The sequence below is a fragment of the Mucilaginibacter flavidus genome (genome assembly GCF_024055575.1).
Lineage (GTDB): Bacteria > Bacteroidota > Bacteroidia > Sphingobacteriales > Sphingobacteriaceae > Mucilaginibacter > Mucilaginibacter flavidus.
Map to the genome: position 1 here is coordinate 304,391 of NZ_JAMXOE010000002.1, position 16,715 is coordinate 321,105.

General features: G+C 42.1%; 20 protein-coding genes. 6 read left to right on the forward strand and 14 right to left on the reverse strand.

Annotation, left to right across the window (positions count from 1 at the left end; all coding sequences use genetic code 11):
• Nucleotides 1-219: 219 nt before the first annotated feature.
• Nucleotides 220-2,049 (reverse strand): DEAD/DEAH box helicase, encoded by a 1,830-nt coding sequence (locus NAF19_RS05690; RefSeq protein ID WP_252788851.1) that lies wholly within the window; start codon nt 2,047-2,049, stop codon nt 220-222.
• Nucleotides 2,050-2,292: 243 nt separating this feature from the next.
• Here NAF19_RS05690 and NAF19_RS05695 point away from each other — a divergent pair, with 243 nt between their 5' ends.
• A complete protein-coding gene (locus NAF19_RS05695) occupies nt 2,293-3,153 on the forward strand; it encodes a GH25 family lysozyme (RefSeq protein WP_252788852.1) in 861 nt (286 codons plus the stop codon).
• A gap of 109 nt (nt 3,154-3,262) precedes the next feature.
• Here NAF19_RS05695 and NAF19_RS05700 read toward each other — a convergent pair whose 3' ends face one another.
• Nucleotides 3,263-3,826, reverse strand: coding sequence for a hypothetical protein (locus NAF19_RS05700; RefSeq protein WP_252788853.1), 564 nt, complete (start codon nt 3,824-3,826; stop codon nt 3,263-3,265).
• 35 nt (nt 3,827-3,861) lie between these two features.
• Nucleotides 3,862-4,302 (reverse strand): SMI1/KNR4 family protein, encoded by a 441-nt coding sequence (locus NAF19_RS05705; RefSeq protein ID WP_252788854.1) that lies wholly within the window; start codon nt 4,300-4,302, stop codon nt 3,862-3,864.
• 237 nt (nt 4,303-4,539) lie between these two features.
• Between NAF19_RS05705 and NAF19_RS05710 the strand changes: the two genes are divergently transcribed.
• Both NAF19_RS05710 and NAF19_RS05715 read left to right on the forward strand, forming a co-directional pair.
• Nucleotides 4,540-5,412 (forward strand): alpha/beta fold hydrolase, encoded by an 873-nt coding sequence (locus tag NAF19_RS05710; protein WP_252788855.1) that lies wholly within the window; start codon nt 4,540-4,542, stop codon nt 5,410-5,412.
• 78 nt (nt 5,413-5,490) lie between these two features.
• Nucleotides 5,491-5,652 (forward strand): hypothetical protein, encoded by a 162-nt coding sequence (locus tag NAF19_RS05715; protein WP_252788856.1) that lies wholly within the window; start codon nt 5,491-5,493, stop codon nt 5,650-5,652.
• Nucleotides 5,653-5,670: 18 nt separating this feature from the next.
• Here the strand turns inward: NAF19_RS05715 and NAF19_RS05720 are convergent, their stop codons facing one another.
• Nucleotides 5,671-6,468: a Fic family protein gene (locus NAF19_RS05720; protein WP_252788857.1), complete on the reverse strand. Its 798-nt coding sequence runs from the start codon at nt 6,466-6,468 to the stop codon at nt 5,671-5,673.
• 34 nt (nt 6,469-6,502) lie between these two features.
• Nucleotides 6,503-6,970, reverse strand: a complete 468-nt coding sequence (locus NAF19_RS05725) for a DUF4293 domain-containing protein (RefSeq protein ID WP_252788858.1) — start codon at nt 6,968-6,970, stop codon at nt 6,503-6,505.
• A gap of 107 nt (nt 6,971-7,077) precedes the next feature.
• Here NAF19_RS05725 and NAF19_RS05730 point away from each other — a divergent pair, with 107 nt between their 5' ends.
• The 3 genes from NAF19_RS05730 to NAF19_RS05740 all read left to right on the forward strand — a co-directional run bounded on the left by NAF19_RS05730 (nt 7,078) and on the right by NAF19_RS05740 (nt 10,396).
• Nucleotides 7,078-7,602 carry a DUF892 family protein gene (locus tag NAF19_RS05730; RefSeq protein WP_252788859.1) on the forward strand — a complete coding sequence of 175 codons (525 nt, stop codon included), beginning with the start codon at nt 7,078-7,080 and terminating at the stop codon, nt 7,600-7,602.
• 121 nt (nt 7,603-7,723) lie between these two features.
• Nucleotides 7,724-8,479, forward strand: coding sequence for a tRNA pseudouridine(38-40) synthase TruA (gene truA, locus NAF19_RS05735; protein ID WP_252788860.1), 756 nt, complete (start codon nt 7,724-7,726; stop codon nt 8,477-8,479).
• 168 nt (nt 8,480-8,647) lie between these two features.
• A complete protein-coding gene (locus tag NAF19_RS05740) occupies nt 8,648-10,396 on the forward strand; it encodes an ABC transporter ATP-binding protein (RefSeq protein WP_252789288.1) in 1,749 nt (582 codons plus the stop codon).
• Between the two features lie 44 nt (nt 10,397-10,440).
• On the opposite strand, the gene NAF19_RS05745 is transcribed toward NAF19_RS05740, so the two are convergent.
• From NAF19_RS05745 to NAF19_RS05785, 9 genes are all read right to left on the reverse strand, one after another.
• Nucleotides 10,441-10,641, reverse strand: a complete 201-nt coding sequence (locus tag NAF19_RS05745) for a hypothetical protein (protein WP_252788861.1) — start codon at nt 10,639-10,641, stop codon at nt 10,441-10,443.
• Between the two features lie 265 nt (nt 10,642-10,906).
• The gene (atpG, locus tag NAF19_RS05750) at nt 10,907-11,806 is read right to left on the reverse strand and encodes an ATP synthase F1 subunit gamma (RefSeq protein WP_252788862.1); all 900 of its coding nucleotides are present in this window, start codon (nt 11,804-11,806) and stop codon (nt 10,907-10,909) included.
• An 81-nt stretch (nt 11,807-11,887) separates the two neighbouring features.
• On the reverse strand, nt 11,888-13,462 hold the full coding sequence (atpA, locus tag NAF19_RS05755) for a F0F1 ATP synthase subunit alpha (RefSeq protein ID WP_252788863.1): 1,575 nt from the start codon (nt 13,460-13,462) through the stop codon (nt 11,888-11,890).
• 28 nt (nt 13,463-13,490) lie between these two features.
• Nucleotides 13,491-14,042 (reverse strand): ATP synthase F1 subunit delta, encoded by a 552-nt coding sequence (gene atpH / locus NAF19_RS05760; protein ID WP_252788864.1) that lies wholly within the window; start codon nt 14,040-14,042, stop codon nt 13,491-13,493.
• A gap of 102 nt (nt 14,043-14,144) precedes the next feature.
• Complete coding sequence (atpF, locus tag NAF19_RS05765; RefSeq protein WP_252788865.1) at nt 14,145-14,639, reverse strand: F0F1 ATP synthase subunit B; 495 nt, start codon at nt 14,637-14,639, stop codon at nt 14,145-14,147.
• 109 nt (nt 14,640-14,748) lie between these two features.
• Complete coding sequence (gene atpE, locus NAF19_RS05770) at nt 14,749-14,946, reverse strand: ATP synthase F0 subunit C (protein ID WP_252788866.1); 198 nt, start codon at nt 14,944-14,946, stop codon at nt 14,749-14,751.
• A gap of 36 nt (nt 14,947-14,982) precedes the next feature.
• Nucleotides 14,983-16,041 carry a F0F1 ATP synthase subunit A gene (gene atpB, locus NAF19_RS05775; RefSeq protein ID WP_252788867.1) on the reverse strand — a complete coding sequence of 353 codons (1,059 nt, stop codon included), beginning with the start codon at nt 16,039-16,041 and terminating at the stop codon, nt 14,983-14,985.
• Nucleotides 16,042-16,073: 32 nt separating this feature from the next.
• Nucleotides 16,074-16,460 carry a hypothetical protein gene (locus tag NAF19_RS05780; RefSeq protein WP_252788868.1) on the reverse strand — a complete coding sequence of 129 codons (387 nt, stop codon included), beginning with the start codon at nt 16,458-16,460 and terminating at the stop codon, nt 16,074-16,076.
• 13 nt (nt 16,461-16,473) lie between these two features.
• On the reverse strand, nt 16,474-16,704 hold the full coding sequence (locus tag NAF19_RS05785) for an AtpZ/AtpI family protein (protein WP_252788869.1): 231 nt from the start codon (nt 16,702-16,704) through the stop codon (nt 16,474-16,476).
• Nucleotides 16,705-16,715: the final 11 nt, after the last annotated feature.

The following is a 16,715-nucleotide window of genomic DNA, read 5'->3' on the forward strand; positions in this document are numbered from 1 at the left end:
AACCTTACAGTAAAAAGGAACCTTAAAGCGGCGGATAGGTTACCACAAGCATTTTGCTCCTTGATTTGCGCGCGTAGAGTTTGCTTCGTTCCTCGCAATGACGCGATGGTGAACCCCCCAAATGCAGAAACCCCCATGCCTTGCGGATGAGGGTTTTGCAAACAAACTAACTAAACTAAACCAGTGCCCGAACCACCAGGCACCTTATGAAAAACTAAACTAAAATCTTCTGCGGCGTTCAGGACGGTCTTCCTTTCGTTTTCCTGAGAAGTCACGGAAGCCGCCACCTGCCGAGCCATTTCTGTCTCCGCCTTTGTAGCCACCTTCACGGCGTTCGCCACCACCACTGCGTTCGCGGTTGTAGCCGCCTTCGCGACGCTGGTAACCACCGCCACCGCCGCCTTCGCGACGTTCGCTGCTGCCTTCGCCGGATATTTCTATCCGTACAGGGCGGCCTTTAAACTCGGCGCCGTTAAAGCCCGCTGTTACCTTCTCAACGTCGGCATTCGGAACTTCAAAAAACGAGTAAACACCTTTAACATCTATTTTGCCAACAGTACGTCCGCTTATTTTGCTTTGGTTGCAAATGTAACCCAGCAAATCGCCGCGGTTAAATTCGTCAACCGAACCTAAGTTGATAAACAAACGTGTATATTCTGATTTGCCGGCTTCGCCGCGTGGTGCGCGTTCGCCGTCCCTTTCAAAGCGACGTCCTTCTTCAAGCGGCGCATTCAAATCTGGGGCATTTTTGTAATAATCAAGGAAACGGTTGAATTCAATTGACGCAAAACGTTTAATGAAATCCTCTTTGGTTAAGTCTTTAAACTCTTCCATTATCCGCGGCAGGTATTGCTCAATTTGCTGCTCGTTAACCTGTACATCATGTATTTTGTGTACAATGCTGAACAATTGTTTTTCGCAAACATCAAATCCTGTTGGGATTTCAGCTTTAACAAATTTCTTACCTAACCCACGCTCAATCTGGCGAATTTTACCCAATTCCTTTGCATTGATGATGCTTATTGATACACCTGTTTTACCGGCACGGGCTGTACGGCCGCTACGGTGAGTGTAGTTTTCAACCTCATCAGGAAGTGAGTAGTTAATAACGTGTGTAACGTCGTTAACGTCGATACCACGGGCGGCAACGTCAGTAGCTATTAAAAGCTGCAGGCTGCGGTCACGGTAGCGTTTCATCACCTTGTCGCGTTGTTGTTGAGAAAGGTCTCCGTGTAACGAGTCGGCATTGTAGCCGTCTTTCAACAAAGCTTCTGCTATATCCTGTGTTTCAATTTTGGTACGGCAAAATACTATACCAAAAATATCAGGGTTAAAATCAACAATACGTTTAAATGCGGCATACTTGTCACGGGCACGCACTATGTAGTACTCGTGCTCAATGTTGGCATTACCGGTATTCTTTGTGCCCATGGTAAGCTCAAAAGGCTCGTTCATGTACTTTTTCGCTATGCGGCGAACTTCAGTAGGCATTGTGGCCGAAAACAACCACGTTTTTTTGGTATCCGGAGTAGTGGATAAAATACTGTCAATGTCTTCCTGGAAACCCATGTTCAACATTTCATCAGCCTCATCCAATACAACAAACTTAACCTGGCTAAAGTCGATAGCCTTACGGTTAATAATATCAAGCATACGGCCAGGGGTGGCAACAACAATTTGCACACCGCGTTTTATCTGGCGTAGTTGATCAGAAATACTTGCTCCACCATAAACGGCAACAACATTAACGTTGCCCATTTTTTTGGAGTAATTTTTTATGTCATTCGTGATTTGTAAACAAAGTTCACGTGTAGGGCACAATATAAGTGCTTGCGGATGATTTTCTTCGAAGTCCAGCAGTTCCAATAGCGGTAGTCCGAAGGCAGCAGTTTTACCAGTGCCGGTTTGGGCTAATCCGACAAAATCGTTGCTGCCTGTTAACAATACCGGAATTGACTGTTCCTGGATTGGCGTAGGGTTTTCAAACCCTAACTCAGAGATGGCATTAACAATATCATGACGGATTCCCAGATTAATAAATGGGTTCATGAATTTAAATAACGGATTTAACTACATCGTCAAATCGGGCGCAAAGGTATGCTTTATTTTCTACAATTCAAATACCTATTTTAATAATTATGATATTGGTAATTTATCGGTAAGATAAAAGCCATCGGCGTTTGACATTTACAGTTATAGGGCGTTATTTTTCTGCCGCACATACTGCGAAATATTTCATTTTTTTCTACATTTATATAATTAAAGCCCTTAATACACTTAAACCTTTTTATCATGAATACACTAAAAAACGGATCAACCTGCGGCGAGGTAACCATGCTGCAACGCGCACTTTCCCTGTTAGGATACAATTGTACAGTAGACGGCGACTTCGGCCCGGGCACACAGGCTGCGGTTGAGCAATTTCAGACCGCGCAGGGCCTTACCGCAGATGGCGTAGCCGGACCCGACACCTGGGGCGCTTTGGATAATCTTGCGCCACAGGGAATGGATATCTATCACGGCGACAGTATAACCTGGGGCAACCTTTCGCCACACATACAATTTGTTTATTGCAAATGCAGCCAGGGTGCCACTTATAAAGACCCGATGTTTACCAGTAACGTTAATTCGGCTAAGGGCAAGGGGCTTATTGTGGGCGCCTACCATTTCCTAACGTTTGCCGATTCGGCACAAGTGCAGGCAAATAACTTTTTGGCCGGCGGCTTTGATTTTTCTGCGCCCGGCTCGTTGCCACCGGCCCTGGATGTGGAATGGCAGGTGGGCAGCGATGATGCAGAAACCAACGAACTTAACCAATTTATTACCGATAATAAAGACGCCTGTGTACAGATCATTGCCGACTGGCTTGATATTGTAGCGACACAAACCGGGCGTACCCCGGTAATTTATACAGCAAAAGGCTTTATGAATGAATATTTTAGCGGCGTTACCGAGTTTAGCAATAACCCGCTTTGGATACCGGCTTACCAACAGCAACAGCCGGGCTTGCCGGCAGGCTGGACCAGCTACGCCATTTGGCAGTATAGTGATAACGCAACTATTCCTGGTACCGATGGTGGGCTTGATCTTGATATTTTTAACGGCAGCGGAGCCGACCTTAAAAAGTTTGCGCTTATTGCGGTGCCGGCGTAAATATTGAGTAATTAACCACTATTTCTTCAAAGGGGCCATATAAAAGGGCTCCTTTGCTTTTGGTAAAGGGCGAATTTTGGGCACTTTAAAATTTTTCATTCGAATTCATTTAGAGGAATTTTTTTAATCGTTTTGATAACTTGCCAAAAAACCCAGATCGTATTTGCTTCTTTGACAAAAAGTCTTTAATTATTTTGGAATTTATCTCGTTCCAATTTTTGTAATCATATAGGTAGAGTCCACTATAATTATCGAAAAATACTTTTACACGCTCGTTGAACTTTTTCTGCGCCCTTTTGTCAGAGTGTCTGCCCAAGCGTCTCCATTCTTCTATCAGATATCCCATTTCATTTGTTTCATAAGGTGTAAACTCTTTTCTATATGTGAATTTACTTAACACTGATAACGCCTTATCAGTATTTATTTTATGAATAAGAAATTGTAGATTTATTAGTCCAAAAATTACCCGTATCTGTAAAATATCGTCTGTTAAATTTACAGAATTCAAAACGACAAGCAGATCATTCAAATCCCGGCAAAGAGATATATCGATAAAAAAACGATCGGAATCTCCTTCAGTCGAGACGATCCAGTCTGCGTGGCCGATAACTTCTTGTTTCGAAATCAAATCAAGTTTCAGACATTCACTAAAAACCCCGAAAAGCGGTTTCATCTCGTTGGGGTCAGTGTGTCCATGGGTTTTTGCTTTTATTTCATCTTTCCAATGGTACAATCCGCCCTTCTCAAACACCCGCCTTTCAAAATCCGCCCGATAAACTCTGCCAATGAATTGGTTAAAGTTATTTTTTCACTATCCGAATCAGCTATGGAAATTGAATACTGATTAGGAATTTCAGGATTTATTTCCAATCCCCACATTTCCGAATAGATCATGTATTCCGCTACCCATATTGATTTATCCTTCATTTTATTGCTTATCATTTCCCCAAGCGGTATCATATTAAAAATGTCTTCGTCAATTTCAAAGCCATCGGTAAAGCGATATAGGGTTTTAAAATCATCGGGTAACGTAATGCCGTAAGTACACTCAACTTTGTTTATTAACGTTTCGTTGGCTCCCGGATGCAGCGTTAATTTAAAAGATCCGCTGTAAGATTCAAGCAGTTCAAAAGCATTATTTATAGTCATGATAAAATTAACCAGGCTAAGCCTGAATTTAGAATGAAATAATAGCTAAAGGTCGGCTTAATTATAACTTTCAATACATCACCAATAGTGATTTGCAATTACTTGAAGTTATAGATCGGTTTACAAGATTTAGTTTGTGACCTTCCCCTATTCTTGTTTAAATCTGCAATGGTTCGAAAAATCCTTTATCGCTTAGTTACTATAAATTATCATAAATAAAATCGTTATCTTTCCCTTATGAAATCAAAAACCTTACTTTTTTTATCCTTCATCCTGTTCGCAAAATTTACATTTGCGCAGGAGGATGTCCAGAAGGCTATGGATACTACCACCTTCGGCAAAAATGCTGCAGTCGGTAAATATGCTGATATCCGCGGCTTTAAAATGTATTATGAAACTTACGGTAAAGGCGAACCGCTGCTTATCATCCATGGCAATGGCGGCTCTATCAATAATTTTTTATACCAGATACCCTACTTCGCTAAAAATTACCAGGTAATTATTGCAGACAGCCGATCGCAGGGCAAATCAATAGATCATACTGATTCATTATCGTACGAGATGATGACCGATGACCTGAATGCTCTTTTAGATAAGCTGAACCTGAAACAATGCAATGTAATTGGCTGGAGTGATGGCGGTATTGAGGGACTGATGCTGGCCATGCGCCATCCTGAAAAAGTGAAGAAGCTGGCAGTAACCGGCGCAAACCTTTGGCCGGATACCAGCGCGGTGGACCCATTTGTTTACGACTATGCAGTAAAAATGAACCTGAAAGGCCAGGATACCATCAAAAAGATAAAGAATGTAACACCAGAAATGAAGGACCAGCTTAAGCTGCTGCACCTTTTAAGCTACGAGCCACATATAAAGCTGGAGGATGTAAAGAAAATTACCTGTCCCACGCTTGTTATTGGCGGCGACCATGATGTGATACGCACCAAACATACTATGCTGATAGCGGAAACTATCCCTAATTCCTATTTATGGATATTGCCAAACTCAGGACACTCCACGCCTATTTTTTATAAAGACATGTTTAACCAGGTGGTCGGCGACTTTTTCACAAAGCCGTACAGGAAAATTGAAAAGTATGGGAGGTTTAATTAGCGCGGCAAAACCACCGTTGATTAAGTTGAGTGGTGAGTAATGGATTAAGTTAAGGAACAATTGTTTTAGTTCTGTTATATGGAAGACATAAATCCAAAAGTCGAAATAGAAATTGAAGAACAGGATTCGTTAACCGAAAATCAAAGGAAAATACCTTACAAAAGCCTTGAACAAGCGGACGTCGGGCTGGGTAATTCTTTGAAAGTGGTAAATGAAAGATTGCGTCTGAATTATGGTTGAATAACGCAAAATCTTGATTTAAAACAAAAGCGTAAACCCTTTACCTGTTGCAGGCTTATCAATCTCTTCAAATTTTTTTATTTCCGATGATAAAAGCCGGGAGTATTCTCCCTCCATAAATTTTCGAAAGATTGAAATATCATCGTTTTCGCGGGTAGCAATCAAGGCCTCAATATACTCGGCTTTTCCTTCAGAATGTACGATTGCCAGCGGGAAGCCGTAAAACGCCTGGATATAATTCATTAGCAGGCGCGATGTTCGGCCATTGCCATCATAAAAGGGATGAATACTTACAAGATTATAATGTGAATCAAAAGACAAATTAATTTTTTGGAGGTCACTTAAATCCCGCTTCATTAAATCAGTTATCCTTGAAACCATCTTTTCGGTAAGCGCAATTACCTTATCATAATTAGGAAAATAAGTTGAGCCGGCAGACACATTACCTTTCCTGAATTCGCCTTTGCTTGCGTCAACAGTGCCGAAAACGGTATTATATAACTGACCGGTACTTTTTACGACAACAGCGTTGATTTCCTTTATAAATTCAACAGTGACATTGCGTTTAACTTTTGCCTGTTGAAGAATAAAGTTTAGCGCAGCAAAATGGTCGGTCACCATCAAACTGTCGTTTATAGGTTTCCCTTTAGGGGTTAGACCTTCATCAAGCAGCACCTGCGTTTCAATCTCGGTTAAAGTTGAGCCTTCTATCTGGGTTGAGTGATGAACGATAGAAATCAGGTTGAATTTTTCATGGTCAATCACATCGGCGATTCCCAATGCTTTGTACCTGTCAACTAATCCAACTATATCCATTTAATGTAAATCACTACCTAATCAAGTCACACTTCTACCTTAACCTGTCCGCCGATTTCACCAGCTTTTCATCGGCTTTGATGGCCCTGATAGCCAGCAATATAAGCAGCATGCTGAACGAGGAAAGGAAAAGGCCTATCCCGAAGTTATGGGTATCAATCTGTACGCTGCCCATAACGCCCTTTGCCATCTGCGACAGCCAGAAGCTATAACCAACTATCACCAGCAATGTGCTATAGCTAAGCGCTATTTGCTGCTTGCGATTTTTGTATAAAAAAATGATGATCAGTGGAATCAAACCGATGATGGCTGTAGCAATCGTTATCCCCATAAAAAATTGGGTATGGGTGTGCTGTCCGTTTATATCCTGGAAAACCCCGGTTACCATTATCGTTAATGGTTTGCCATCTACATAAACATTGTGCACCAATGGAAAAAGGAACAGGGCAAACATAGCTAATGAAGCTAATAACAGGTAAATGCTTTGTACTCGTTGTAACATAGTATTAGTTTATAAGGCAAAGATAAGCTGTTTTGCTAATTATTTGCTGTGTGTGTTGTATTCAATAAATATCGTACTTTTATTTGCTGATTTAACCCCTGATTGACATGGCCGATCCGACTGACCCTTCACCCTCTTTGCAACCTAAAGATGTGCAGATTGATGATATGCTGCTGAAAAAAACTTTCCTGGAGCACCTGAATTACATTTATTTTGGAAAACAACACCTCATCAGTTTCTTTAACGAGGTAAAAAGTATTGCAAAATTAAATGTTTTAAAACAAGCAATACAGGAAGGTATTGACGATACTGAAAGCCAGATTAAACAAATGGATGAAATATACACGGCAATTGGCGAAACACCATCCCAAACTAGCACGCTGGGTATAAAGGCAATGACGCTGGAGGCTTACATTGCAACCATTAAAGCCGGTAAAACCCCGCTCGAAAAAGATGTATTTATACTTTTTTATTTACAGCAGATAGAGGGAATTGAAATTACCTACTTTAAAGTATTAAAGAACCTGGCCAAAGCTATAGGCTACAGCAGCTCTTTTTTAGACCAGCCTTTTGATCTGGCTGTTGAGAACAAGATTTTGTTTGAGTCGATTTATAAAGAGTATATTTCTTAAATTTTTGTAAGGTTGGAAAGTTGCAACGTTAAAAGGTTGTGCCCTTGTTGTTCGGCTTGTGCTCTTAACTTTAAAACCTTCCATCGTTTCAACATTACAACATCCTCACTACCTTTGCCCCGTGGCCAAACGACGCTATTTTATTGAACTCTCTTACGACGGCACCAACTATCACGGTTGGCAAACACAGCCAAATGCGGTAGCTGTTCAGCAAGTATTGGATAAAGCCCTTGCTACTGTTTTGCGCCAGCCTATAGAAACCGTTGGTTGCGGGCGTACGGATACCGGCGTACATGCCAAAGAGTTTTTTGCGCATTTCGATGTGGAGACCATAGACGATAGACCATGGACCATAGATGAAACTGCAACTGTTGTTAGAAGTTTAAATTCTATTCTGCCTAAGGATATCGCTGTAAAAAACATCTTCCCGGTTACTGCCGAAGCACATGCGCGGTTCGATGCCACTTTACGCAGCTACGAATACCATATCCATTTTAATAAGAATCCTTTTAAAACCGGTTACTCGTGGGAACTGCGGGATAGACCGGATGTGGAATTGATGAACAGAGCTGCGGTGATAATTATGGAGCACTCCGATTTCAGCTGCTTTAGCAAATCAAACACCCAGGTAAAAACTAATAATTGTAAAATATCAAAAACCGGGTGGATCATTGAGGGCGACAGCATGGTATTCCAGATATCTGCCGACCGATTTTTACGCAACATGGTACGGGCGATAGTAGGCACATTGATTATGGTGGGCCGCAAAGAGATTGAACCGGAAGCCGTTCGTACCATCATCGAAAGCAAAAACCGCAGTAACGCGGGCATGTCCGTACCTGCATGCGGGCTATTCTTAACCAGAGTGCAATATTAGCCTCCTACCCCCCCTAAAGGGGGAACAAAAAAGGAAAATTTTAAAATTATACGATAACTTTGAATTTAAGTGAGCAACAATAAAAATACAAATTCAAAAGTTCCCCCTTCAGGGGGCGGAGGGGGCATTACCGGTAAAGCGCTCGATTGGAAACTGCTGGGGCGGATAATGCATTATGTAAAACCCTACCGGTCCACTTTTATCATAGCTGCATCCCTTACTATATTTTTAGCAGCCAATGCTTTGGTGCAGCCTATACTGATCCAAAAAACGCTTGATAACCATATTCTTACCGACGATTATAACGGCTTGGTTTTTATGATCGGGCTGATGATTGCGCAGTTGGTTATCCAAACTGTTGCTCAATATTATCAAACATACTTAACCAACTCGCTGGGTCAATCGGTAATCCGTGATTTGAGGATCGACGTATTTAATCACATCACCAGCCTACGCTTGAAATATTTCGACCGTACACCAATCGGTATGTTAATAACGCGAACTGTTTCTGATTTGGAAACCATTGCCGATATATTTTCGGAAGGATTGATATCTATTATGGGCGATTTACTGCTGGTTGTGGCTGTAATTGGTGTTATGCTTTACCAGGACTGGAAGCTGGCGCTGATTACCATGATACCGATGCCGTTCCTGCTGTTGTCGACATATGTGTTTAAGGAAGCTATTAAGTCGTCTTTCCAGGAGGTACGTACACAGGTGGCACATTTGAATACTTTTTTGGCTGAGCATATCTCTGGCATGAGCGTTATCCAGCTTTTTGCCCGCGAAGACCAGGAAATGCGAAAGTTTAAAGCCGTAAATACTAAATACCGCGATGCCAATATTCGCTCAAACTGGTATTATTCGATCTTCTTTCCTGTAGTCGAAATTCTGTTTGCCGTATGTATTGGCCTGCTGGTGTGGTATGGCTGTAAGCGTATCCTGTCGGACAAAGCGTTATTGAGTATTTCTGCCAACCAGCACGGCATTACGCCGGGTGTAATAACCGGTTTTATTGTGTTGTTGAATATGCTTTTCAGGCCCATACGTCAACTGGCCGATAAATTTAACACCCTGCAAATGGGCATGGTGGGCGCCGACAGGATTTTTAAAGTATTGGATACCGATGAGGTAGCCGTTAATACCGGCAAACTGGCGCCTGAAACCCTTAAGGGCGACATAGAATTTAAGGACGTTTGGTTTGCCTATAACGAAGAAAACTGGGTTTTAAAAGATATCAACTTTCACCTGCAGCCCGGTAAAACGCTGGCGCTGGTAGGCGCTACAGGTGCGGGCAAGTCATCAACAATAAATATCCTGAACCGGTTTTACGAAATTGGCAAGGGCGCCGTTACTATCGACGGGCACGATATACGGGAGTATGATGTTGATTACCTGCGCTCACACATTGCAACTGTTATACAGGATGTGTTTTTGTTTACCGATACCATTGCCAACAACATCAGCCTGAATAATACCGAAATTACCCGGGAGCAAATCATCGCGGCAGCAAAAGACGTAGGCGCGCATGAATTTATAGAGCGGCTGCCCGGGGACTATGATTATAATGTGATGGAACGGGGCTCTACGCTTTCTGCCGGCCAATCGCAATTGATTTCCTTTATCAGGGCATTGGTTTACAACCCTACTATTCTCGTACTGGACGAGGCCACCTCATCTGTTGACACAGAGACAGAGATATTAATACAAAATGCCATAGGTAAGCTTATGCAGGGCCGCACAGCCATTGTAATTGCCCACCGGCTATCCACCATACAAAATGCCGATAAAATCATCGTACTCGACCATGGTGAGATAAAAGAAATGGGTACCCACCAGGAACTATTACGTATTGAAAACGGTTACTACCGCAAATTGTACGATTTGCAGTTTAACTCGGCGGGGATTGTAAAGTAGTTCATAGTTGATGGTTCATAGTTCATGGCCGACAAAAAATGCAGCTACGTTTTGCTTTCGTCACCAGGATGCACCGGTTGTTCTTCCTTTTCGTGTTTTTTGGCTATCTCGCCGCCGTGTGGCTTATCGGCATTATACTCCTTATCCTCTTTGCGCACCACGCTTTTATGGCCGTCATCATGTGGCCTGTGGGTAGGTGTATCCGCAGGTGATGGTTTGTCTGTTGAGTTTGCTGGCTCTGTCATAAGGGGATAACAAAAGGAAGATAAGATTTGTTTAGGTACCCCGGAACATTTACATCATGTCATTGCGAGCGAGGAACGAGCGCGGCAACCGCGAACTTTGTAATCACGCTATGCAAATCCGCTATACATATGAATTTGCAAATTCATACCTTTCTATTGGCTCAGGACAGTTCGCGATTGCTGCGCTGCGCTCGCAAATGACATAACCATAAAAGGCCTCCCGTTACCGGAAAGCCTTCAATATTAAAAAAATCACGTAGTATTTTTATTGAGCCGATAATGCTGCGGCGCCGCTCACAATCTCCGTTAATTCGGTGGTGATGGCTGCCTGGCGTGCCTGGTTGTATGATAGCTTTAACGCTTTCAATAATTCACCGGCATTATCAGTTGCTTTATCCATTGCGGTCATACGTGCGCCGTGCTCTGATGCATTTGAATCAAGCACTGCTTTGTAAACCTGTATCTTAATATTTTTAGGGATAAGCTGCTCTACTATAGCTTCCTGCGAAGGCTCCAATATGTAATCAACCTGTACTTTATTAAGGTCCTTTTTGCCTTCTTCTTTCTTAACTTCGGGTTTTGGAACCGGTAACAGCTGCTCAACAGTTAGTATCTGCATAGCAGCGTTTTTAAACTGGTTATACACCAGTTCAACGCGGTCATAATCGCCTTTTAAAAATCCTTCCATAATACTTTCGGTAATTACGGATGTGTTTATAAAGTTAAGATCGAGGTACAAATCATTATTGTTACCAATAACATTGTACTTGCGGCGCTGATAAAACTCCTGGCTTTTTTTACCGATACTAACTATCGATACATTGCCGGCCCTAAGCTGCTCGCTGTATTTTTCAGCAATCAGGTTATTGGCGGCTTTTATAACGTTAGCGTTAAAAGCACCGGCCAGGCCACGGTTTGACGATACCACAACTATCAGCACCTTGTTCGGCTCGCGCTGCGCTAAAAATGGCGATGAGCCATCCTCTAAACTTGCAGACAAGTTTGCGAGCAACTCCTTCAGCTTGTTTGCATAAGGGCGCAGCTGTACAATTGCGTTGGTAGCCCGTTTCAACTTAGCTGCCGAAACCATTTTCATGGCTTTGGTTATTTGCTGTGTTGAACTTACAGACTTAATCCTGTTTCTTACTTCTTTTAAATTAGCCATTCTTTTGGTGAGTGGTTATTAGTGAGTGGTGAGTTGTTAGTCGTTTAACTATTCACTACCCACCGCTCTCTATTCAATAAATTAATATTTCCCGCTCAGCTCTTTAGCAACTGTTTCCAGTACGCCGGTGATGCTGTCGTCAAACTTACCTGCTTTAAGCGCAGCTAAGACTTCAGGGTGACGAACTTCAAGCTGGCTTGTAAATTCGCTTTCAAACTCCCTGATTTTGTTTACAGGTACGTTACGCATCAGGTTTTTAGTACCTAAGTAAATAACAGCAACTTGTTTTTCAACTGTTACAGGTGAGTACTGACCTTGCTTCAAAATCTCAACGTTACGGGCACCTTTATCAAGCACTGTTTTTGTTGATGCATCAAGGTCTGAACCGAATTTCGAGAAGGCCTCAAGCTCACGGTATTGTGCCTGGTCAAGTTTCAGGGTACCTGCAACTTTCTTCATCGATTTGATTTGCGCGTTACCACCTACACGTGATACCGAGATACCTACGTTTATAGCCGGACGAACACCTGCGTTAAACAAGTTCGACTCAAGGAATATCTGGCCGTCAGTAATCGAAATTACGTTGGTTGGGATATATGCCGATACATCACCTGCCTGTGTTTCGATGATAGGCAATGCGGTTAATGAACCACCACCTTTAACAATACCACGGATCGACTCAGGCAAATCGTTCATTGCCTGAGCAATTGAATCATTCTGGTTGATTTTCGCAGCACGCTCTAATAAACGGCTGTGCAGGTAAAACACGTCACCAGGATAAGCCTCGCGGCCCGGTGGGCGACGTAATAACAATGACACTTCGCGGTAAGCAACTGCTTGTTTCGACAAATCATCATAGATGATCAAAGCCGGACGGCCTGTATCGCGGAAGTACTCACCAATTGCAGCACCTGCAAACGGCGCAAAGAACTGCATGGTAGCAGAGTCAGAAGCGTTTGCCGCAACAATGATAGAGTAAGGCATAGCGCCTTTTTCTTCCAGTGTGCGTACGATGTTTGCTACGGTAGAAGCTTTCTGGCCGCAAGCTACATATATACAGATAACCGGTTTGCCGGCATCATAAAATTCTTTTTGGTTGATGATGGTATCGATACAAACCGCAGTTTTACCAGTCTGACGGTCACCAATAACCAACTCGCGCTGGCCACGGCCGATAGGGATCATCGCGTCGATAGCTTTGATACCTGTTTGCAAAGGCTCGGTTACCGGTTGGCGATAGATAACACCTGGCGCTTTACGCTCCAAAGGCATTTCGTAAACCTGGCCGGCAATAGGGCCTTTACCATCAATTGGGGCACCCAGGGTATCAACAACACGGCCAAGCATGCCTTCGCCTACGTTAATTGAAGCAATCCTGTTGGTACGTTTAACGGTATCACCTTCTTTAATATCATCGGATTTGCCAAGCAATACCACACCCACGTTATCCTCTTCAAGGTTAAGTACGATACCCTGTAAGCCGGTACCAAACTCAACCAGCTCGCCCGATTGTACTTTTGTTAATCCATAAACGCGTGCAATACCGTCACCCACCTGGAGTACAGTACCCACTTCTTCTAATTCAGATTCTGACTTGAAGCCTGCCAACTGCTGACGCAAAATTGCTGATACTTCGTCTGGTCTTACCTCTACCATTTTTTAACTTTATTTAGAGTTTTAGTTTTTAATTACTAGCTGCCCTTTTGGCAAATTCTTTCTTTAATTTATGCAAATCGCTCGAGATGCTGGTATCTACCTGCCTGTCGCCAACGGTTAACACAAAACCACCAATCAGCGATGGGTCAACCTTTGTTTCAAGCTTAACTGTACCACCAGTGGCTGCCATTATATCGGCAATCATCTTTTTCTGGTTAGCGTCTGACAGTGCTGTGGCCGATGCAACCGAAGCATGCACGATATTATTTTTGATATCGTACATATTCACATACTCGCCGGCGGTAGCATATAAAACCTCGCCGCGGCTTTTGTTAACCATCAGCGTAAAAAAAGCAAGGCTCACTTTGTTGATCTTTTTGCCAAAAACCTCTTCAATTATCTTCACTTTTTTTGAGTGAGATACTATCGGGTTGGCCAAAACCGCTTTTAGTTCAGGGTTAGCTTTTAAAGTGTGCAGGAAAAGCTCCATATCGCTTTTTACCGGCTCAACAAGGTTTTGCTCCTGTGCTAAGTCGATGATAGATTTGGCGTACCTGGCTGCTACTGTTAATTCTGACATTGTTTTATTTACGAGTTACGAATTCCGATTTACGATTGTGTGAATTTCAGGTTAACTTTAACATTAATCCAAAATCGTAATTCGTAAATCGTAATTCTGAAATTACGATAGTTTAACGTCTCTTAATAAATCCTTAACCAGTTCGTCTTGTTTTTTCTGATCTTCAAATTGCTTACGCAATACTTTTTCAGCAATTTCAAGCGAAAGGGATGCTACCTGGTTTTTAACGTCAGCCATAGCAATAGCTTTCTGGTTGTTTATCTCGATGCGGGCAAGCTCAATCTGGCGCGAACCTTCTTTTTGGGCTGCATCTTTAGCATCGCTGATGATTTGGTTTTTCACCTTGGTTGCTTCAGATAAAATAGCATCACGCTCAGCACGCGCGCTTTTTAACAAAGCTTCGTTTTCGCCGGTTAAGCGGGCCATTTCTTCTTTAACCGCTTCAGCACGTGACAGTGCGGTTTCAATTGACTGCTCGCGTTCATTAATAGCAGCTAAAATTGGTTTCCAGGCAAATTTACCTAATAAGAACAACAGGATCAGGAATGATATCAGTGTCCAGAAAACTAAACCTACCTCAGGTGTAACTAATTCCATTATATTTTATTTATTACTTTTTTTTACAAATCAACTTTTAATTGAATTTTAAAAACATGCCCGGAACCAACCGTTCCGGGATGTTTTTTCTCTTGTTGCCTAATAATAATTAGAGCAAAGCCACTACCACGGCAAACAATGCAACACCTTCTACAAGGGCCGCAGCGATGATCATGTTAGTTTGAATTTTAGAGATAGCTTCAGGTTGACGAGCAATTGCTTCAACAGCCTTTCCACCAATCTGTCCGATGCCGACACCAGCACCAATAGCAGCTAAACCTGCACCGATAGGACCGTAAGTTGTCATTGTTTATTAATTTAAAGTATATATAGATAATTAATTTTAAATCACTTCATGATCGTGATGCTCCTGTATTGCCATCCCGATAAACAGGGATGTTAGCATCGTGAATATATAAGCCTGCAGAAATGCAACCAGCACCTCTATACAGTCAATGAATACGGTAAATGGCACCGACACGACTGCAGCCCATTGAGTACCGAATATATATATCAACGAAATAAGACTAAGTACAATAATGTGACCGGCTGTTATATTAGCAAACAAACGGATCATTAACGCAATTGGCTTTGAAAATATCGAAACAATTTCCACCGGGATCATGATCGGAAATAACCACCACGGGTTAGGCACGAAAATATGTTTCCAATAATATTTATTTGCTTTAAGATTTACCACCAATAATACAATAACCGACAGCACCAATGTAACTGCTATGTTTCCCGTAAGATTGAAAGCTCCCGGAAATACAGGGATCATACCAAATATATTATTGATCAATATGAAAAAGAAAATGGTAAGCAATAACGGCATATAGGCTTTATACTTAACACCTATGTTTGGCAAAGCCACATCATCCCTGATAAACAACACCAACGGTTCCATCCATGATTGGATGCCTTTCGGACCTTTACCCGGGCGCTTTCTATAGGCCGATGACATGCTGAAGAAAACAAGGATAAGTATAATACCAGTCATCCACATGCTGGCAACGTTTTGGGTGATTGAAAAGTCTAAAACCTTTTTATTATTTGCCTCATCAATCTTACCATTTACATCAGCAACCTTTATTTTATTATTTACCAGCATATAGCTGTAATATTTGCCTGCATAAACAGTCCCCTGCGGTTGCAGGTGTGCCGACGAGAATGTTTCGAGCCCTTTGTCGGTATAAAGTATTATTGGCAACGGAAGGTAGGATTTTCCGTACATATGCCACTCATGTTTGTCGGCAATATGCTCCATTATTATTTCCTGCGGATTAAACTTCTTTTCACCGCCCTCTGGCTTGTTTTCCTGGGATAGCGCTTTGGTTGGAAATGCCCCTAACGCTAAAAAAAACGCACAAATTAACGTTATGTTAAAAATTTTTGTTTTCAAAATCGAGCCGTTTATCATCTAAATGAAGTTTTCTACCTTAAAATTTTGTGCCGCAAGGTACGCAACAAAATATAAACTTCAAAGGCTGTATTTAAGAAATATGCGTAAAAAAAATCACCCACAAAAACATACTTGTTTACCTTGTTTTTTGCAAGAAAAACCAATACAAAAATAAGGCTCGCCAGTATTTTTAACACGGTAGCACCCATAAACGCCTCTGAGAACATATTTGGGAACATTTGGCGTACAATCAGTATCCCGGTTACCACGATAAGGGTCAATCCCGCCAAAAAAAAGAAGATGAGCCAAAACTGCGGGGTTATCATATCAGCATGCCCGTAGTGTTGCAGATAATATGGTGGTATAGCTATAATAAAGGTAAACCATAAGAAAAAAAATATTGCGTAGTAAATTTTCATGCGGACTGGTTGTTCAATCTTTTATCGATTTTATAACAAGGTACAAAGATATAAAAACCCCGGTAAGTGCCAGTGCTGCCGTTACCCATTTTGTATGATGGTTTGCTGCTTCGTCAATTTTATAGCCACCATACGCAAACAGCCCTATTATTCCTATCATCTGGAAACCCATACCTGTAAATTTCAGGTAGTTATTTCCGGAGTTTTTGTTGCTGTTATTGTCTTTTTGTTCATCTTTGAGCATATGCAAATTTA